The organism is Methyloterricola oryzae (genome assembly GCF_000934725.1).
Taxonomy (GTDB): Bacteria; Pseudomonadota; Gammaproteobacteria; order Methylococcales; family Methylococcaceae; genus Methyloterricola; species Methyloterricola oryzae.
Genome location: NZ_JYNS01000013.1, coordinates 44,201 through 63,155, shown reverse-complemented (window position 1 = coordinate 63,155; position 18,955 = coordinate 44,201). Strand labels below are relative to the sequence as shown.

Here is an 18,955-nt window from a genome sequence, read left to right as displayed (position 1 = left end):
TGTGACAGATCAAAATTTGATATCAAAATCCCCCTTGCCGATCCCGACTGGCGCTTCTGGGCGACAGAAAAATTGGGATCACGGCGACGTTGAGCTTTCAGTGTCACAATTTTTTACACTTTGCGGCGTACAGATTCGGTTCCCACCGCCAGAGACGCCCCAACACGAAGTCTAACCACCATTGGCACGCCACCTGCATATACTGGACTCAGACCAGTTCATGCCTCTTGCCCACAGGCGAGCACCGGCTTCCGTCCCATGACGCGGCCGTGAACTCGAACAACGGGTGATTACGGTTGGCTGCGCGCTATCATTTAAAATTTGCAGGAGTCCTTGATGTCCAGATTCTCACCGCTCACAGCACTTTGCGGCCTGTTGCTCACCACCCCGCTGCTGGGCCATGCTGCTTGCCCGGCCGTTGGTCAGCCGGTCATTGTGGCGCAGGCCGGCGTGGTGAACGTTACGATGCACGCCCCTGAAAACCCGAATGCAGCCTACACAAGCAAGCTATATCTGGACGGTGATCCGGTGTACGGCAGTGTCGCGATATTCGAGAGCCATCCCTTGAACACGAGCCAGACCACACCGGAGGGAACCACTTTATCACTCGGAAGTTTCGAGGCAGGCCACGAACTGGTGTTCAGACTGGAGGCCCAGAATGAAACAACCAAGGAAAAATTCATTTTCTACTCAGGGAACCAGTCCCGTAACGCCGGTCCTGACGCCGACGGTTCGCTCGGTCTGCCCGGTCTGCCCCACGCCGCCCTGAGTGCGTCGGGGAGCGGCGACATCGTCGTTCGCTTCGAAGACGCTCCAGGCAATGGCGAATGCCCGGACGGCGCCGGAGCCTTTACCGACTTCACCTTTGCCGTCGACAATGTTGAGACCGTTCTATCTCCCGACCGATTTCTCAGTTACAAGGCCAAACCGGCCAAGGTCACCAATACGACTCTGGCCTTGACTGACGCCACAGGAGCCTTCTCCGCAAGCATCAGCAAACGCGCCAGCTTGGCCAACCCGGCCAAGATCGGCGTCACGGAAATCATCAGCCCGGATCCCAGCCTGGTCGGTTATAGCCTTACCAAGCCCCTCAACCGGAAAGCCAAGTTCAGTGTGGTCAACGAATTAGGTTCCTGGACGGTGAACACCAAGAAGCTGGACCGCATTCTGCTGCCTTCCTCGGCGGACAAGTCCGCCCCGACTTCCGCGCCACAGTTGTCCAACCAGGGCGTGGTTGATACCTATGCCTGCTACACCACCAAGGTCAAGGGAAAGAAAAACCTGAATAGCACCAAACAGTTGCAGGACGAATTGAGTGCCCAGCGTCGTTACAAGGTGACCACGCCCAGTCATTTCTGCGCCCCAACCGGCAACAATGGCGCCTCCGCGCAGCGGCCCGACACATTCCTGATGTGCTATGCCGTCACGCCGACCGGCAAGCCCGCGGGAACGGTCAACATAGCTAATTCATTGGAATCGGCAGCTGCCAAGGTGCAGAAGGCGGACGAGTACTGCGTGCCTTCCACCGCCACCAAGCAATAGCCAATCTTATGCCCCTGGGAGCGGCCTTGGCCGCTCCCCCCTCTCGCGCCGAATGCAACTATTACGGCGTCGCTAGCCCCCGTCTCCGCGTGGTATTACCACTTGCGGCACCTCAAAACGGAATTTCGCGGGAAGCGAGTCCCACCGATTATCCAAAGACACGGCACTTTGCCGCCCTGCGACACTGTACCCTAGGCATACAAATCACACCGGTGGCCGTTCCCCGCTTAGGCAGTGCCTAAAGGCAACACCACAAACATGTTATATCGTAGCAATTTCGACTACGACCATCAGACCAGGCCCTGCTCGCGCTCGATACAGCGGGCGCAGACGCCGTGCACCTCGATGGCCTTGTGGTGAACCAGAAATCCCGCCCGCAGAATTTCACGGCTGAGGGCGCTCATCACATCGGGCGCCGGCCGTTCCTCGACTTCCTCGCAGCGCTCGCAGATCAGTAGCAAGAGTTCGTGCTGTGATTCGGAACAGACGCATCCGACAAAGGCGTTGAGACTCTCCACACGGTGAATCAGCCCTTGCTCCATCAGGAACTCCAGCGCCCGGTATACGGTCGCCGGCTTCGCGGCATAGTCGGACGGCTTGATCCTTTCGAGCAGATCATAGGCCTTGACTGCTTTGTGACTGTCCCAGATCAATTCAAGCACGCGCCGGCGTATGGGCGTCAGGCGGACACCGCGGGCCTGGCAGAGGTGTTCCGCCGTATGGATGGCCTTGTTGACGCACGACTTATGGTCATGCCCGGTCATGGCACTCATGAATGGCTCCTCGATACAGGGTTATAACGTAGCACAAGCGGACCACCCGCGGCAATTGCGGGCTGCCCTGCCAATTGCGGGGTCCAAGCTACTGGAAGATGATCAGTACAGGGGAAAAGCCGAGGCGGAAATCAGGCCTTGATTTACGCCACCAGCGAAGACGCAGACCTCTGCTGAGAGTCTACGCTACTGGCCTGGAACCTTGAGGAACTTAGGCAGGTGCGCTAGATCCTGCCAGAACGGAAGGCCGTCCATGGGCGCGATCTCGCGGCGCGGCTTACGCGAAAGGCCTGATATCCAGTCCGCGGGAATTGCGTAGTTGCGGCCACTGTGTCCTGCGGAGAAAAACGTGGCCAAGCCCATCAGCTTACCGGCGTCATCGAAAATGCCGCCGCCACTGGCTCCCTCGGTAAGATCGGCCGAGGTTTCGATAACCAGACTGTTCTTGAAAGCGTGCAGCGACTGCACGCTCCCTTGGGAGAAAGCTATCCCGGTCGCACGCGGATAGCCGTACAGGTATAAGGTCTCACCCACTTTCAGACTGGACGAGCGACCCAAGCGGGCAACCGGCAGTTGCAGTTCCGGTGCGTCCAGCAGGCAGAGGTCCTTCTCTACGTCTGCCCGCTGGGCGCTGGCCTTGACCTGTTGCGCCCCTTTGTTGATCACCACCACTTTGGATTTCTGCGTTACATGACAGTTGGTGGCCACACGTCCCGGCGCCACCACAACGCCCGAGCCCAAGGCAACCCGGCCGGTTCCCGGATAGCCCTGAATCTGCACCACGCTCAAAGACAGCGTGTGGTCAATATCCGCCCAGGCCGCAGCCGCGTAACACCCGCCCGTGACGACGCCAATCCAAGCCAGCCAAGCAACCATAGCCCCTCCCGCAAGAGCCCGACAATGCCATTCTAACCTTGGAATCGCCGATTTCGGGAAAAGTTCATGGGTGTTCGTCAGGCAGCGACGACGACGCCCACCGCTCGGGGCAGATCAGCCGCGCAGATAACGGGCGCGGACCGCCTGGGCCAGCTCGTGCACCGCCATCGCGTAATGGGTGCTGTGATTGTAACGGGTGATGACGTAGAAGTTTTCGTGGCCCAGCCAGTATTCGTCGCCTTGCGCCGCGCGCAGCCGCAGCAAGCGGACACGCTGCCCGTCGGGACAATGGTCGGCCGGCTGAATGCCATAACGCTGCAACTCGGCGAGCGAATATTGCGCGTCGTAACCGCTCTCAAGACTCTCCACCGCGGAGCCCGTGACCACGGCACGGGTCACCACCGGCTCCCCACTGCGCCAGCCGTGCTGGGCGAAATAATTGGCGATGCTGCCCACCGCGTCGTCCGCTTCCCACAGGTCCCGGCGGCCGTCACGGTTGAAATCCACCGCCCATTTCAGGAAGCTCCCCGGCATGAACTGGCCCAGCCCCATCGCCCCGGCAAAGGAACCGACCGGCTCGGTAGGGTCGATGCCTTCTTCCCGGGTCATGATCAGAAAGTTTTCCAACTCCTCGGCGAAATAATCACCGCGACGCGGGTAATCGAACGCCAGGGTGGTAAGCGCATCCACGATGCGGTGGCTGCCCAGGTTGCGCCCGTAGATCGTTTCCACCCCCATGATGCCGATGATGTACTCAGGGGGCACGCCATAGCGTTCGCTGGCCCGACGCAGGGCCTCCGCATGCCGGTTCCAAAAGGCGGCACCGCCCGCGATATGGGCCTCCGTCAGAAACTGCGCGCGATAGCGGGTCCAGGCCCCTGGCCGCGGCGAAGCAGCCGCGCCGGCTTGCCGCGCCATGTAGTTCAAGGTCCAGTCCTTGCGGCTCACCTGGGAGAACAGGCCGTTGAGGTACTCCCGGGTGAATCCGTGCCGTGCGGCCATACGATCGATAAATTGATCAACCGCATCGTAGCCCGCGTAGTCGCCTAACACCCGCGTGGCCCGGTAGGGCCCAACCGGCTCACTCAAGGGCTTGCTCGCCGGGATGACTGGGGCAGCCGTCGCTTGCATGGCTGATGGCGCCGGCATCTGCCGCGCGATTCCAGAGGCTGGCGGCGCCGCGACGGCAGTGCGCAAGCCAGCCTTGTGCTGCGGCGGATTGGATGTGCAGCCCGGCGACAGCAAGGCGAGGGTCAGCGTCAACACAAATGAACGGGAACGTCTGGTCATGGCAAGATGAAATCCGGAAAACGGGTGAGTGTCTCGCTCAGAAAGGGCGTCGCAATCAAGCACCTTCGGCAGCCTCAAGAATAGCGTAGGCCACATCGGCAGCCTGGCGGTTCTCGCGAACGTCATGGACGCGAAATACCCGCACACCTGATGCAACACCCAGCGCGGTGGTAGCCACCGTGGCGGCGACCAGGGCCTCAGGGCGAGTCTCGTTGCAGACGGCGCCCATGAAACGCTTGCGGCTGGTGCCGAGCAGAACGTCATAGCCACTCGCGCAGAAACGTTGCAGATGCGCCATCAATTGCAGGTTGTCCTGCCGCCGCTTGCCAAAGCCGATGCCCGGATCGAGGATGATGTCCGAACGATCGATGCCCGCAGCCTCCGCAGCCCGCGCGCGATCCAGGAGAAAGTCCAGCACCTCGTCCACTGCGCGCTCGTAGTATGGACCATCCTGCATGGTCTTGGGGGTACCTTGCATGTGCATGATGACGAGGGGCACTCGCCGCCGCGCCGCCAGCGCGAACATCCCTGCATCGTCGCGCCCCGCAGAGACATCATTGATGAGGTCGGCACCGGCGTCCAGCGCCGCTTCGGCCACCCGGGACCGGGTCGTATCGATGCTGATGGCGCAGGTTTCCGGCAACCGGGCCCGCAGGCTCCGGACGACCGGCAACACACGGGCCAATTGCTCCTGTTCGCCCACGGGATCGGCCCCCGGCCGAGTCGACTCGCCGCCCACGTCGATGAGGTCCGCACCCTGCGACGCCATTTCCAGGCCACGCTCCACCGCCTGTTCGGGAGCATTGTAGAGCCCGCCGTCGGAAAAGCTGTCCGGCGTCGCATTAAGAATGCCCATAATCAGGGGTCGGCCCTGGGCGCGCAGCGCGTGATAACGGTTCATGGCAAGAACGAACGTGTTCAGCGATTGGGAGACAGATTGTCGAACTGGGCGAACCATTGCCCGGTTTCGTCCGGCGACGAAGGGTCGTAATACAGGGAACGCATCTTTAGCCGCCCGAACAGACCCAGTTCCGGCCCTGGAGGAGAAACCGTGCGAAACCCGGCGCCGCCCATCAACTGATGGGTGATGGTCTGGAACAGGCGCGACAACTGGCCGTCGCGCACCATGGTGTCCAGCATATGCGGCCCGGCGATCAGATAGAGACTGCGATACTCGCGCTCGCCCAGGGCCTTAACCAGTGGCGCCCCTTCCACCATGCGGCCGGCGCCCGCAAAGATTACGTCGATGCCCTGTTCGCGCCAGTACGCCACGCGTTCCGGGTCCGCCCGGCGCCCCGTCGCGACATAGCAGGGTTGACCAAACTGCCGCAAGGTATCGGGCAAGGGGAAATCCAGGCTGGCGCTCGCGATGACCACTGCCGGCTGCGCACTAAGCCCCTGATTCAATCGCCACTGCGCCAGGTCGGCCGACTCCTCGCGCAGGCCCACCTGCAGGATGTTGCCCAAGCGGCCCTGCTGCAGCGAGCGCAGATAGCCGCCGTGGGTGATCAAACAGTCGGCCTGGGCTTGAAGCTCCAGAAAAAGACGGAAATCGTCCGGGGTAGTCAGGCTCTTGGGCAGATAGGTCTCGCCGCTGCTGCTGTCTTCTAGGGCAATGCGCCCATCCAGGCTGGCGAGGAAATTGGCGTACACGAATGGCGTCGCCGGCGTGCCGAGTTCATGCAGGCCCAGCTTCAGGTATAGACCCTGCAATGGGACCGCTTCGAAAGGCCCCGGAAAAAGGCGGAAAATTTGCTTGTCCAATGCCGCTTGTGCGTTCAACTCCTATGAAACGGCCCGCCCCCTGCCTCGCCGAAACCAGACAGGGGAAACGGGCCCTCTCTCCGCCGCAATGCCTGCGGCTCGGTGTCTTATTTCGCTTCTTCCTTGGACTCGTCAGCCTTCATGCCGGAATTCATTTGCGACATGTTGTGGCCCGCATGGCCACCCTGCCCTGCACCGCCGCCGCTGTTGCCGGGGCCACCGCCGGAACCGCCGGCTCCGGCGCTGACACCTTGGGCCTGGCGCATGCCGATGGCGCCGCCGGATGCCTTGGCAATGTTCTCGGCGGTAAGTCCGCCCAGGGCCAGGGCATTGTCAACCACATAGTTGGTCACCGAGGAGACGTCCATGCGGTCCGCAAGGGGGCTGGTTACCACGGCCTTGATGGGATCGCTGGAAACCGAACCTGCCGCCGGAAAAGCCGTAATCACGATCGGATAACCCGCGCTGGCAGGAACCGTGACCGAGTATTTGGAATTGGTGAACTGGGTGCTGGCAACGATCGATCCGGATTTATCCTTCACCTCGATCTTGCCTTCCGCCACCGGACCTTTGTGGTCGGCGACGCTGCCGCTGATGTTGGCTTCCATGGGCGACTCGCTGGAGGACGATCCACCCGAAGGCCCGCTATCGCAGCCCACAACAGCCAGTCCGGTAAGCGCCAGGGCCAGCGCACAGACACCGATCTTCAGCATTGAAACCCGCTTAACGCCATGCAGTTGTTTTTCCATATTTTAATGAACCATTGCTATGTGAAAAGTACCGCGCCAGAAACGCCAGGAACACTTGATTCCTGACAGCTGCTAGTGAGCCGCGGTTTTATAGCATAGATTTCGGAACGGCGTAAGCAGTCCGCTGACTGCACGGACGGCGTCAGGCGGCGCCTTACGCCGCCTGACGCACAAACGCTGGGATTACCAGTTGGTATCGGTGGCGGCAGGCGCCTGGTGACGTTTCACTTCACCGCGCTGCATGCGGGCGAATTCTTCCAATTGCCGCTTGGCTGCATCGAATGCGTCGCGCAGCGCCACGTAGACGTCTTCATGGGCTTGCTTGTCGTGGTGCTCGCGGCTGACCACGATATGCTTGTTGGGTACGCTCAAATCGATGCGCACATGGTAAAGATTACCCTGGTGCTGATTATGGTGCTCGGTTTCGACGGCGACTTTGCAGCTAATGATGTGATCGTAGAACTGCTCCAGCTTGGCCGCCTTCTCGCGGATCTTGGTCTCGACGGCATCGGAGTGAGGAAAGCCACGAAACGTAATCTCTAGAGGTACTTGCATTGATGTTTCCCGTAAATCTTTGTCATTGAAATGCCGATCTCAGCATAGCTCATCAGGCTGCTGGCCGGCGAACACCCCATCCGAAACCACCCGCTAGACGTGCCTGCCAGAGGCTTACCCGGTGAGTCAAAGCGCAAGGTTAAAAGCCATTTATGGTACACAGAGAATGGGGCTCGTGTCGACTCCTAAGTCCCGCTCGAAGCATATTTGTGACGGCGGCTGAGGGTTTCCAACGAACGCGATTGCCACGGCAGTGGAAGTCGACGAGACGCCATCAAAATCCGGTGGCCCGCATTGAGCAGGATTCTAAGCAAACTGGATTTGGTGTTTAATCTTCGTAACCCACTCTAAATCGAATCAAGCCCTCTCTCCACCACGCCCCTGACCATGTCCGAGCACCAGAAGGATACGCTCCTCGCCGACTGGCGCGCCCGCGCCGCCCGCTTCGAAAACGTCATCAACCAGACCGTCCTGGGACTGGAGCAAGCCGTACGCTTGATCACCCTCGCCATCTTCGCCCGCGGACATGTCATGCTGGAAGGCGACGTCGGCGTAGGCAAGACCACCTTGCTTCGGGCCGTAGCCCGAGGCGTCGGCGGCGCCTACGAACGCATCGAGGGCACTATCGACCTGATGCCCAACGACCTGGTCTACCACACCTACATCAACGAACTGGGCAAACCGCAGGTGGACCCAGGCCCCATCCTCAAGCACGGGGAAGACCTTTCGATCTTTTTCTTCAACGAGGTGAACCGGGCCCGCCCGCAAGTCCATTCCCTGCTGCTTAGGGTCATGGCGGAACGCAGCGTCAGCGCCTTCAACCGCGAGTACTGCTTTCCCCATCTGCTGGTCTTCGCCGACCGCAATCGGGTGGAAAAGGAGGAAACTTTCGAGATCCCCTCGGCGGCGCGGGATCGCTTCCTGATGGAACTGCACATCGAGACGCCGGAGGATCCGGCCCTGCAGCGCGAACTCATGTTCAGCCCCCGTTTCCACGACGTGGACCGCCTGATCGACGCCATCCCGCCGGCCATCCTTCCGTATTCGCAGATTGCCGATGTTGCCCGCGTCATACAGACCAAGGTCCGCGCCAGCGACACCCTGCAGCAGTACGCCCTGAACCTCTGGCTGGCAACGCGCAAGCCCCAGGCATTTGGCGTCAGCCTCGAAGGAGTCGACATGGACCGCCTGCTGCTGGCCGGGGCCAGCGCCCGCGGCATGAGCATGATGATGCGCGCGGCTCGCACCCGAGCCTGGCTTGAAGGCCGCGACCATCTGCTTCCCGAGGATTTGCAGGCGGTATTCCGCGAGACGGTGGCGCATCGTGTCTTCTTCACGCCCGTCTATGAAATGCGCCGGACGGCGCTCATCGACGCCTTCATTGCCGAGATCCTGCGCCAGGTGGCGGCGCCTTGAGTCCAGGGCCCGGCGGCACCCGATGGCGGCGATGATCCGGGAATTCCACTACCAAGTGCCCTGGCGCGCATTCGGCGCCCACCCCGGCCATCATGCCGGCGTCTCGGTCGGCGATGGTTTCGAATTCCAGGGACACGCTTCCTGGCTGTCCCAGCCGGACCCGCGCCACCTCGACGTGCGCGCGACCCTGGCCAATCCCTTCGGCCACCTGATGGTCAAAAGTTTCCGCCAGAGCAGCGCCATTCCGGTCTACCTGCTGGCGGATCTGTCCGCCTCCATGGGCTTCGTGGGGACTCGCAGCAAGACCGACATGCTGGCCGAGCTCGCCGCCGCCATCGCCTTTTCCGCCTACCGCACCGGAGATCCCTTCGGGTTTTTCGGCTGCGGCGAGACCCTCCTGCCGGAACTGACCATCCCCTTGCGCTGGCACAAGGGCTTGGCCGGCGACCTGCGCGCGCGCTTGAGCCAGCTCAGGCCCTCCGGGCGCCACTTCGGCGGCCTGGCGGCCTGTGCGGCTGAAATGGGCAGGCGCAAGGCGCTGGTGTTTTTGCTGTCGGATTTCCATGCCGCGACAGGCTCGATCGAGCACACCTTGCAGGCCCTGCTGCACCATGACGTGGTCCCCCTGGTGCTGTGGGACAGCGCCGAGTATGCCAGGCTGCCGGCCTGGGGCTGGACAGAGTGGGCCGATCCTGAAACCGGCCAGCGGCGCCGACTGTTCATGCGCCCCTCCCTGCGGGCACGCATCCGAGCGGCCTACGCGGAACGCCGCGCCGAACTGCGCCATCTGTTCGTCAGCCACGGACGGGAACCCTTCTTCATCGAAGACCGGTTTGACGCCGACGCCCTCACCCGTTATTTCTTCCAGGCATGAAGCGCGCAACGGGCTTGCAACTTCCGGTAACGGCGCGGATGCTGCTCCCTCTCCTGGCCTGCCTCAGCAGCTTCCAGGGGCATGCCCGCGCGCTAGACTCGCGACTGGATAGGGACTTCGGCGCCGTCATGGGCTCCGTTGTGCATCAAAGCATCGTGCTGGAATCCGATCCCGGGACTCAGCTGGAAGACAATCTCCTGCCAGCAGCGGGCAGCCCCGTCAACAACTGGCTGGAAGTCCGCGGCAGCGGCTGGCGCCTGGAACAACACGACGGCCAAGCCAGGTTCCTGATCGACATCGACTACCAGGTATTCAAGGGCGTCAGGCAGCCGGAAAGCCTCACGATTCCGCCAATAGGCCTGAGCCTCAGGAAAGGCTCTGAATCGCTGCCCTTTGAAACCCCGCCCCTCGCCTTCAGCCTGTCTCCGCTGATTCCCGAAGACACGGCGGATGAGACGGTCACGCTACGTCCGCTGCATCCAGCGCCAGACCTCCCCGCGTCCGCTCATGGCGCACGATTGCTAGTCTGGTTGGCAGCACTGGCCAGCCTCGCGCTGTTTGCCGCCTGGCAGCTGGGCTTGCCGCCCTTCTTCGCAAGGGGAGACTCGCACGCTTTCTTGGCGACGGCCCGCGAAATTCGCCGTCTGCGCCGGGCACCGGCCGCGCCGGATACCTCCAGGCAGGCTTTTCTGGCCTTTCACCGGGCGCTCAACCGATACGCCGGGCGCACCGTGCTGGAAGCTCACTTGCCGAGCCTGATGGAGGAACGCCCGGAACTGGCCGAACTGCGCGGCGAACTGGAGGCCCTGTTCGCGCAGTCCCATCGCCTGTTCTTCATACCCGGGACCGTCGACACCGCGGATGCGTTTCCCCTCTCCCGCTTGGAGCAGATCTGCCGGCGATGTCAGCGCCTGGCCGGGAGGCGTGCATGAACCTGGCGTTTTCCCACCCCTGGGCCTTGGGACTGGCGGTCCTGGCGGTGATCCCGGCGACCCGCACCGGTCAGACGCGGCTCCACCATCCCGCGCTCATGCTGCTGCCCCAAGACCCGTTCTCGCAGTGGCTGGACCGGGGCTTGCGCGCACTGGGAAGCTTCGCGGCACTCTGCCTCGCCACCGCCATGGCCGGCCCCCATCAGGCGGAACAATGGCGCGAACGCATCGGCACCGGCGCCCACATCGTCATCCTGTTGGATCGCAGCAGCAGCATGAACGAGAACTTCTCGGGCCGTTATCTGGGCGGAAAAGCCAACGACAGCAAGAACGCGGTGGCCAGCCGTTTGTTGGGCGAGTTCGTGGCGCGCAGGGACAAGGATCTGTTCGGCCTCGTCGCCTTCAGCGCCGCGCCCATCTATGTCATGCCCTTGACCCAGGACCGCCTGGCCGTGCAGACCGCCATCGCCAGCCTGGGGCGGCGCGGCCACGGCGTCACCAACATCGCGCCAGGGCTTGCGATGGCCCTGGATTACTTTCGCGGCCGTCCGGTCACGGGCTCGCGCCTTGTCCTGCTGGTTTCCGATGGCGCCGCGCGCACGGAAGCCGAAACCGGGGACATGATCCGGCAGTTGTTTCAAGACGAGAAGGTGTCGCTGTACTGGATATACCTGCGCAATCCCAAGAGCGCGAGCCTTTCCGCGCCGCCACGGAATCCCAACGAGAGCACCACCCCGGAATTCTTCCTGCACCAGTATTTCCAGAGCCTGGGCGTCCCCTACCGGGCCTACGAGGCCGAGAACCCCGAGGCCGTGCAGCAGGCAATCCGCGACCTGGAGCAATTGGAGAACGATCCCCTGCATTATCTGGAGAAGCAGCCGCGGCGCGACTTGACGGGCTACTGCCTCGGCGCCGCGCTGGCAGCCCTGCTCGTGCTGACCGTGTTCCGGGCCCTGGAGGTGCGGAAATGGCCCGAGTGAAACGGCTGGCCCTACCGCCGTGGTGGTATCTGCTGGCGGCTATCAGTTTTGGCGGCGCGGCCTACGAGGCCTGGGCCTGGCATCGCGCAGCAGAATTGCAGGCATTCCTGGCACAGCCGGAGACGATCCGGGAGACGGACGAAACCCCGCCCCTCCTCCTGCTGGCCAAGGCCACGCACCTAGCGCAGACGGGAAGGGCTCAGGCAGCCATCCCGCTCTACCACCGACTGCTGGAAGCCGGCGATCCGCAGATTCGCGAATCCGCCCATCACAACCTGGCGACCCTATATCTGGACCAAGGCGCCAAACTCTGGAATGCGGTGGGCGTGCTCGAATACGCCCGCGTCAATACCTTGGTAGAACTGGCCAAGGAGAATTACCGTGAGGCGCTGCGCTTGAACCCGGAGAACTGGGATGCGCGCTACAACCTGGAATATGCCTGGCGCGTGACGCCTCCTCCGAAGGAAAAGTCCAAGTCGGACTTTAAAGGCAGCAAGTCCAGCGTCTACTCCACCCTACCTGGTTTGCCTGGGGGTGGGCCGTGACGATCCCGAATTGGCGACCCGGTTGGCGTTTCTGGACGCTGGCGCTGGCCCTGACAATCCTCGCTGGCAGCCTGCTGCACCCGACCATCCCCTGGCGCTCAGGAATGCACCGGTACCTGATGGTCCTGGACATCACCCAAAGCATGAACGCCCGAGACTACCACCAGGCAGACATGCCCAATGACCGCCTCGGTTTCGTGAAGGAATCCCTGCGCCGAGTGCTCGCCGAGATGCCCTGCGGCACGGAAATCGGCCTGGGCCTGTTCACCACCCAGCACACGCAGATCCTGTTCAAACCGCTTGAATTGTGCGAGCACTACCCGGTGATCGACGCTGTGCTGGCTCAGATCGACTGGCGCATGGCCTGGGCGGCGGACAGCCACATCGGTCACGGGGTGTTCGCTGCCCTGCGGGAAATCGGCGAGGCCGACCCCGACATCCGTCTGGTGTTCTTCAGCGACGGCCAGCAATATCCCACTGATGCCGAAGCCGCCTTTTTTCACGGTGTGCCTGGGCAGATCAAGGGCCTTTTGGTGGGAGTCGGCGGGACGCAGCCGGTCGCTATTCCCAAGCTGGACCGTGAGAATCGCCCACAGGGGTACTGGGACTACGCAGACCTGCAGAACTATGCCCCCTCTCCCGCCTCGCCCGAGGCACGCAGCCACGACACCACCTTGTTCCGCTCCCGCCTGGACGAGGCCAATTTGCTGGAACTGGCACAGCGCACCGGATTGGGCTACCATCGCCTGACTTCCCCCGATGACTTGCTGGACGCCCTGCAAGCCAAGGAGTTGGCTCAGAGGCGGGTTGTGCCGGCGGATCTGCGCCCACTGGCCGCGGGTCTGGCCCTGCTGGCTTTGCTGGCCACCACCGGCTTGATGTGGCGCCCCGAGCGGGCCGCGCGAAGCGAGACAGACGCATGAATCCGGGCAAGGGACTGATGCTGCTGGGGGGCTGCCTGTTCCTGGCAGGGTTGATCTGGGCTTACTGTCCGGGCTTGATGACGTGGTTCGGCCGGCTCCCAGGCGACATCCGATGGGAAGGCAAAAGCGGTTACGTGTTCATTCCCATCACATCCATGCTCCTGACCAGCCTGCTGCTCACACTCATCTTCAACCTGTTTTTCCGCAAGTAAATGCACCGCCGGATCCGACCATGCCGCTATACCTCTGGCCCTTCCGGCAGATCAGGCGCAACCGCATCCTGAGCCGGGGCCTCGTGCCGGACCGGCTCTGGCGGCGCTGTCTTGACGATCACCCGATCCTGGCCGGACTCAGCACGGCGGATGAGCAGCTACTGCGGGAACTGACAACGGTGTTCCTCCGGGAGAAGCGCTTCGAGCCCGTCCAGGGGCTGGACCTGAACGAGTTGATGAAGACGAGCATCGCGGTTCAGGCCTGCCTGCCCATACTCCATCTGGGAATCGACAGTTACAACGACTGGTCCACCATCATCGTGTACCCGGCGGAGTTCGTGCGCCCGCGCCAGGAGTTTGACACAGCCGGCGTCTTGCACCAGTGGGAGGAATGGCTGGGAGGAGAATCCTGGGAGCGTGGCCCCGTAGTACTGTCCTGGTGCGACGTCGAAGCGTCCGGTTGGGGCGATGGCTACAACGTGGTGGTGCATGAAATGGCGCACAAACTGGATATGCGCAACGGCGACGCCGACGGGTATCCGGCGCTGCATCGCGGTATGCGGCCAAGCGAATGGAGCCAGGCCTTCACCAGCGCCTACGAGGACCTTGCGCGGGTGGCCGAACGGGGACGGGAGCCCGATATCGATGACTACGCCACGGAAAGCCCGGCTGAGTTCTTTGCGGTGCTCAGCGAATATTTCTTCGAGAGGCCAGATCTGGTCGCCGAGCGCTACCCGCAGGTGTTCCAACAGCTCCGGCTTTATTACCGCCAGGACCCCGAGACACGCCTGCCCATGCGTCCTCAGCGGGGGCGCTGATCGTCGGCCACCACCAGGGTCACCCGGCGGTTGCGTGCGCGGGCCTCTGCACTGTCATTGCCGGAACGGGGTTGCGTGTCGGCCAGCCCCACCGCCCGAATCCGCTCGGAACTAATCCCACGGGCAATCAGGTAGCGCGTGACCGCCGTGGCTCGCGCCGTGGACAACTCCCAGTTGGAGGGAAAACGGGCACTGGCGATGGGCCGGTTGTCCGTATGGCCTTCCACGTAAAGGGTGCCGCTTTGCTGCTGCAGGACGGGCAGCAACCGCTCCAGGAGCGCCTCGCCGCCGCCCTTCAAGTCCGCGCTGGCAGGATCGAAAAGGATGGCTTCGCTCAGTTCCAGTTGCACGCCGCGCCCGGCGGTCAGGATCTCCACCTGACTACCTTGGGTCTCGGCCCCCAGCGCCTGGGCGATCCGCTGCCCGGATTGTGCCATGGTCAGGCGCGCTGCCGCGGACACGGTGTCCCTCGCCACGGTCTTGTAAACCGGATTTGTATCCCGCGGGGCCTCCTGCGGCAGTTGGCGGCTGAAACTGCTCAGCGCCGACTGCGCCCGCATGGTGGAAACCACGGGCTCGGCGCTGTTCTTGGCCGGGACATTCGACCCGGCCATCGTCTTCTTTTTTGGCTTGTTCGTCGAAGCTTTGCTGGTAGCGCTAGCGGCACTGAGCTTGGCGCTGGGCTTGTCCGTCGGTACCAGGGCCTTCTGGTAGGCGAACATCAGCACGAAGAAGGCGAACAGGATCATCATCACGTCCAGGTAGCTCAAGATCCAGACGCCCTGATCGTTGCCTCGGGTTTCGCCGGCGGATTTCCAGGGATCGCCGTCCGCGGGCCGCAACTCGGCCTGGGCCAACAGGGAATTCTGACGGTCGCGTTGCAACATGGCTCAGACCCCGGCTTTTTCAGGAAACCTGATTGACGGCGCCCAGGGACAATTCGTCCACCTGCTCCAGGCGTTCGGCGGGCGCGAGGTAGGCGTCCAGATAGTCCTGAATCAGGCGAGGATGGCATTTCTCGTGCATCATGAGGATGGCCTCCTGCTGCACATGCAGCCAGGCCAAGCGTTCGCGGGAGCGCTGTTCGAGCCGACTCACGATGGGCTTGAGCACCAGGTTGGCGAGGATTAGGCCATACACCGTGGTCAGCATGGCGAAACCCATGTGCTGACCCAGGCTACGCAGGCTGCTCATGTCCAGCCCGTACAGCATGCTGATCAGGCCAAACAGGGTGCCGAGCATGCCGAAGGCCGGCGCGAAGGCCATCATGGTCATGAACACCTGGATTTCCGATTGGTCGCGCTCACGCTGGGCGCCGATCTTCCATTGCAACACCCGGCTCAGATCGGCGTAAGGGATACGGTCCAGCACCTGCTGGATACCGGCGCGCCAGAAGGGATCGCCGAGCTGGCGGGTCACGGCCTCGGCATAGCGGACGCTGCCCTGGCGATGGAATTCCGACGCCTTGAGGAACAGTTCCAAATCCACCTCATCGACCAGAGCCACGCGCGATAATTTGCGCGGCAAATCCTTCAGTAGCCCCATGACCCCCCCGTAGGACTGGCCGAGCACGGTGGCCACGAAAGTGCCACAGACGACGACGACCAAGCCGGGCAGGTTGAAGACGGCGCCGGTCGGGTCGAGCCACATCACCAGTGCGCCAATGAGGACAATCGAGAGGATCAGGATAGCTTTGAAGGCGTGACGTTTCATGACGATTACCGGGCAGTTTGCGGTTGCTGCCATCCACGATGCACATTCCGTTCCTATTCACATCCCCTTGTTTTAGCAAGGGTTCGCCATAGGCGATGACGGATTCTTGGCGCACCGCAGCAGCCACGGATTTGACGTCCAAATTCCTTGGGACTAGAGTCCGGCCTCAGATTGAGACGGACTTGAGAGTTGGCGCCAGCCCATGGAAAACCACAATATCCGCTTCACCACAGAGCGATTCGACTACAGCAGCGACTTGCCGGAACATTACAATGCCGGTAACCGTTTTTACGGGCGTGACCTGGCCGAGTTCCTGGCCACGGGCCTGGCCGCTCACCAGTTTCCCGGACGCTTTTTCGACGAAGACTGGGGCTGGGCGGTGGAATGCCAGGCGGTGGACGGAAAGTGCCTGGAAATCGGCATCTACAACCTGGCCTATGGCGGGGAGGACCCGGACCGCGCCAACCAATGGGGTCTGTGGCTACGTATGTATGAAACAGGGAAATGGCTGGGATTCATTCCCAGGCGGCGCGAGATCGAGGTGACGCCCGAGGCGCTCGCGGCGGTGCACGCACTCCTCGACAGCAATGGCATCCGGCCCGAAGTCTGGGAAGACGCATCGGCATGATGACAAGCCTCTCGCGTCGGCGCCGGATGGCCGGCCGGTAAGACAATGACGCGTTGCAGCGCCAGGCAGGGCGCCTGCTCCCCTACTTCTGGCAATCGCCCAGGCGCCGTCCGCTGAATGTCTGCCTGAGGCGCTGCGATTGGCCGGCCAGACCGACACTGAGTTCGGCGCTGCCGCTGTAACTGTCGCCGCTGAAGCTCATGCGACCCTGGCCGCTCAGGCCATCGCAGTTCAGGGTCCACGTCGCGCTGCCTTCCGAGATTTCAAGCTGCTCAGGTTTGCATGAGGCTGACTGCCCCAGGCCGCCGGGAGCCAAGGTCGCCCCGCCGGCCTCCACATCCTGGCGCGTCAGGCACAGGGTCTGGGTGACGGGCGGCATAGCCACGGGACTATCCGGGGATTCCAGTTGCATCGTCACCTCCCAAGAACCCGGATTCATGTCGGGAACTGCTGCTGCGGCAGCGTGCGCGCAAAGCAGCAGGCTGGCCAGCACCGCCCGATAGTCTGCCCTGTCTGCCTGCAAAGCTTTAGCGTCAACATTCCGCGCCGCCATACCCACCTCTCGTTGGAAAAAAGCCGCGATCCTACTCATGCCCAAGACACCCAGGGCGTAAGCCAGCGAAAATTCACACTAGCCGCCTTCCGCAGTGGTGACGATATCGGCGAGCTCTTAGCGATTCGCCAAGTTTGGTTTATAAACAGCAATTGAAAAGGCGGCATGCCGGTATAGCGAGCCACGACGGACAAGATAGGCCCGGTTTTTTAACTTCAAGACGAATCTCAGCATGATGAAGCAATTGATCGCCATCGCCCTGGGCGGCTCGGTCGGCGCCGTCGCACGATTTCTGATCGCAAACGGCGTCTACGCGCTCCTCGGCCGCAGTTTTCCCCATGGCACGCTGTTCGTGAATGTCAGCGGCTCGTTCCTCATGGGCCTGCTCACTGAATTGATGCTGCAACGCTTTGCCCTCGCCGTGGAATACCGCGCCGCCATCCTGGTGGGCTTCCTGGGCGCCTATACCACCTTCTCCACCTTCGCCATAGAAACCCTCTACCTGTTCGAGGAGGGCAGCCTGCTCAAGGCTTTCCTGAACATGTTCCTGAGCACCGTGCTCTGCATCGCCGGTGTTTGGTTCGGCCTGATCTGCGGCAGGGCGGTCTTCTCGCAGAACATCTACCCCTGGCTGGGTCACGGCCTGCCCTATCTGCACCTGCTCCTGGGCCTCGTCCTGGTTTTCCTCCTGGCCGCGCTGTCCGGCTTTACCTTCGAGCAGATGGACGTGGGGCCGCAAAGGCGCGCCATCACGCTGATCCTGCTGCTAGGGCTGATGACGGTGTCGTCGACGATCTGGCTGGTTCTGCGCCTCTCGGAGGCCCGCCCCGAGTTCCACGGCCTTTTAAGTGTATTTGCCATCAACGCCCTGAGCGGCGCCGCCCTCGTGTGGCTGGGAACCACCTTCGGTACCTGGCTATGGCAACTGAACATGCCTCGTTAACGCGCACAAGTCTGACCGCAGGGCTTCTCCGGCAGCCTCGGACAGTCGTGCACTCAGGCGGACAGTCACCTCTTCTCGCCCAGGCGCGGGATCAATTCGGCCAGGTTGCAGGGCCGGGTAGTGGCGTCCAGTTGCGCGCGAATCAGGCGGTCCCAACCGGTGCGGCACGCGCCGGAAGACCCCGGCAGGCAGAAGATATAGGTTCCGTTGGCCACGCCGGCCAGCGCCCGCGACTGCACGGTGGAGGTGCCGATCTCCTCGAATGAGATGGCGCGAAATACCTCGCCAAAGCCGTCCAGGGTCTTGTCGAGCAGGACCGCAACCGCCTCCGGCGTGCCATCGCGGCCCGTCACGCCGGTACCACCGGTGGTGACGACCGCGTGGACCTGGGGCTCCGCTATCCAGGCCGACACCACGGCGCGAATCCGGTAAATGTCATCCGGCACGATGCGTTTGTCCGCCAGATGGTGTCCTGCCTCGCACAGACGTTCCGCCAACAGGCGACCTGAGGTGTCGGTCTCCTCGCTACGGGTATCTGAGACCGTGAGCACGGCAATATTGAGGGGAACGAACGTTTTTTCCTGATTCATGGGCGTGCCTGCGCAAAATGAAAAGCTTCGATGTATCGGATTTTTGTCGGAAATAGGAAATCAACTCATTGAATCTATGGGGACATAGCTTACCCGAAGGTGCCTTGTCGAAACATTCCTAGAAACGCCGATGAAGCTGGACTTACACTAAGCCATATGCGGCCCTGCAAAGCATCGTCCGAAGCCAGATTCGGCGCGGGAGTTTCATCTTTGTTTCATTGCGGCCATGAACCATACTTCCCTGGGCTGGATGAAACGTCAGGAGGCCGGGCACAGCCG

22 protein-coding genes are annotated in these 18,955 nt (G+C 62.3%); 11 read left to right on the top strand and 11 right to left on the bottom strand.

Going from position 1 to position 18,955, the window contains the following annotated elements; all coding sequences use genetic code 11:
• The first annotated feature begins 336 nt into the window (after positions 1 to 336).
• Complete coding sequence (locus tag EK23_RS15935) at positions 337 to 1,542, top strand: DUF7450 family protein (protein WP_045226385.1); 1,206 nt, start codon at positions 337 to 339, stop codon at positions 1,540 to 1,542.
• A 290-nt stretch (positions 1,543 to 1,832) separates the two neighbouring features.
• Here EK23_RS15935 and EK23_RS15930 read toward each other — a convergent pair whose 3' ends face one another.
• From EK23_RS15930 to EK23_RS15900, 7 genes are all read right to left on the bottom strand, one after another.
• Complete coding sequence (locus tag EK23_RS15930; RefSeq protein WP_045226384.1) at positions 1,833 to 2,315, bottom strand: transcriptional repressor; 483 nt, start codon at positions 2,313 to 2,315, stop codon at positions 1,833 to 1,835.
• Between the two features lie 186 nt (positions 2,316 to 2,501).
• On the bottom strand, positions 2,502 to 3,191 hold the full coding sequence (locus EK23_RS15925) for a S1 family peptidase (RefSeq protein WP_052808249.1): 690 nt from the start codon (positions 3,189 to 3,191) through the stop codon (positions 2,502 to 2,504).
• Positions 3,192 to 3,305: 114 nt separating this feature from the next.
• Positions 3,306 to 4,481, bottom strand: a complete 1,176-nt coding sequence (mltB, locus tag EK23_RS15920) for a lytic murein transglycosylase B (RefSeq protein ID WP_045226383.1) — start codon at positions 4,479 to 4,481, stop codon at positions 3,306 to 3,308.
• Between the two features lie 55 nt (positions 4,482 to 4,536).
• Positions 4,537 to 5,382, bottom strand: a complete 846-nt coding sequence (gene folP / locus EK23_RS15915) for a dihydropteroate synthase (protein ID WP_045226382.1) — start codon at positions 5,380 to 5,382, stop codon at positions 4,537 to 4,539.
• Between the two features lie 17 nt (positions 5,383 to 5,399).
• The gene (locus tag EK23_RS15910) at positions 5,400 to 6,245 is read right to left on the bottom strand and encodes a RibD family protein (RefSeq protein WP_045226381.1); all 846 of its coding nucleotides are present in this window, start codon (positions 6,243 to 6,245) and stop codon (positions 5,400 to 5,402) included.
• Positions 6,246 to 6,352: 107 nt separating this feature from the next.
• Positions 6,353 to 6,994, bottom strand: coding sequence for a hypothetical protein (locus EK23_RS15905; protein ID WP_145998699.1), 642 nt, complete (start codon positions 6,992 to 6,994; stop codon positions 6,353 to 6,355).
• Between the two features lie 183 nt (positions 6,995 to 7,177).
• Positions 7,178 to 7,549, bottom strand: coding sequence for an HPF/RaiA family ribosome-associated protein (locus tag EK23_RS15900; protein WP_045226380.1), 372 nt, complete (start codon positions 7,547 to 7,549; stop codon positions 7,178 to 7,180).
• 387 nt (positions 7,550 to 7,936) lie between these two features.
• Between EK23_RS15900 and EK23_RS15895 the strand changes: the two genes are divergently transcribed.
• The 8 genes from EK23_RS15895 to EK23_RS15860 are packed head-to-tail and all read left to right on the top strand — an operon-like array spanning position 7,937 to position 14,249.
• Positions 7,937 to 8,965: an AAA family ATPase gene (locus EK23_RS15895; RefSeq protein ID WP_045226379.1), complete on the top strand. Its 1,029-nt coding sequence runs from the start codon at positions 7,937 to 7,939 to the stop codon at positions 8,963 to 8,965.
• Positions 8,966 to 8,987: 22 nt separating this feature from the next.
• On the top strand, positions 8,988 to 9,839 hold the full coding sequence (locus EK23_RS15890) for a DUF58 domain-containing protein (protein WP_045226378.1): 852 nt from the start codon (positions 8,988 to 8,990) through the stop codon (positions 9,837 to 9,839).
• 38 nt (positions 9,840 to 9,877) lie between these two features.
• Positions 9,878 to 10,771: a hypothetical protein gene (locus EK23_RS15885; protein WP_045226377.1), complete on the top strand. Its 894-nt coding sequence runs from the start codon at positions 9,878 to 9,880 to the stop codon at positions 10,769 to 10,771.
• Positions 10,768 to 11,751: a vWA domain-containing protein gene (locus EK23_RS15880; protein WP_045226376.1), complete on the top strand. Its 984-nt coding sequence runs from the start codon at positions 10,768 to 10,770 to the stop codon at positions 11,749 to 11,751. The genes EK23_RS15885 and EK23_RS15880 overlap by 4 nt, the downstream gene beginning before the upstream one ends.
• A complete protein-coding gene (locus tag EK23_RS15875) occupies positions 11,739 to 12,296 on the top strand; it encodes a tetratricopeptide repeat protein (protein WP_052808248.1) in 558 nt (185 codons plus the stop codon). Before EK23_RS15880 ends, EK23_RS15875 begins: the two co-directional genes overlap by 13 nt.
• Positions 12,293 to 13,219, top strand: coding sequence for a vWA domain-containing protein (locus EK23_RS15870; RefSeq protein ID WP_145998698.1), 927 nt, complete (start codon positions 12,293 to 12,295; stop codon positions 13,217 to 13,219). The genes EK23_RS15875 and EK23_RS15870 overlap by 4 nt, the downstream gene beginning before the upstream one ends.
• Entirely contained in the window at positions 13,216 to 13,431 is a 216-nt protein-coding gene (locus EK23_RS15865; RefSeq protein ID WP_045226375.1) for a DUF2905 family protein, read from the top strand. Before EK23_RS15870 ends, EK23_RS15865 begins: the two co-directional genes overlap by 4 nt.
• Positions 13,432 to 13,451: 20 nt before the next feature.
• Positions 13,452 to 14,249, top strand: coding sequence for a M90 family metallopeptidase (locus tag EK23_RS15860; RefSeq protein WP_045226374.1), 798 nt, complete (start codon positions 13,452 to 13,454; stop codon positions 14,247 to 14,249).
• Here the strand turns inward: EK23_RS15860 and EK23_RS15855 are convergent.
• The gene (locus EK23_RS15855) at positions 14,234 to 15,136 is read right to left on the bottom strand and encodes an OmpA family protein (protein WP_045226373.1); all 903 of its coding nucleotides are present in this window, start codon (positions 15,134 to 15,136) and stop codon (positions 14,234 to 14,236) included. The genes EK23_RS15860 and EK23_RS15855 overlap by 16 nt on opposite strands.
• A 19-nt stretch (positions 15,137 to 15,155) precedes the next feature.
• Positions 15,156 to 15,962, bottom strand: coding sequence for a motility protein A (locus EK23_RS15850; protein WP_045226372.1), 807 nt, complete (start codon positions 15,960 to 15,962; stop codon positions 15,156 to 15,158).
• 202 nt (positions 15,963 to 16,164) lie between these two features.
• Here EK23_RS15850 and EK23_RS15845 point away from each other — a divergent pair, with 202 nt between their 5' ends.
• A complete protein-coding gene (locus EK23_RS15845; protein ID WP_045226371.1) occupies positions 16,165 to 16,590 on the top strand; it encodes a hypothetical protein in 426 nt (141 codons plus the stop codon).
• A gap of 82 nt (positions 16,591 to 16,672) precedes the next feature.
• Here EK23_RS15845 and EK23_RS15840 read toward each other — a convergent pair whose 3' ends face one another.
• Positions 16,673 to 17,029, bottom strand: coding sequence for a DUF3617 domain-containing protein (locus EK23_RS15840; RefSeq protein WP_158002528.1), 357 nt, complete (start codon positions 17,027 to 17,029; stop codon positions 16,673 to 16,675).
• A 346-nt stretch (positions 17,030 to 17,375) separates the two neighbouring features.
• Between EK23_RS15840 and crcB the strand changes: the two genes are divergently transcribed.
• A complete protein-coding gene (gene crcB, locus EK23_RS15835; RefSeq protein ID WP_045226369.1) occupies positions 17,376 to 18,086 on the top strand; it encodes a fluoride efflux transporter CrcB in 711 nt (236 codons plus the stop codon).
• A 65-nt stretch (positions 18,087 to 18,151) separates the two neighbouring features.
• Here the strand turns inward: crcB and moaB are convergent, their stop codons facing one another.
• Positions 18,152 to 18,676, bottom strand: coding sequence for a molybdenum cofactor biosynthesis protein B (gene moaB, locus EK23_RS15830; RefSeq protein ID WP_045226368.1), 525 nt, complete (start codon positions 18,674 to 18,676; stop codon positions 18,152 to 18,154).
• Positions 18,677 to 18,955: the final 279 nt, after the last annotated feature.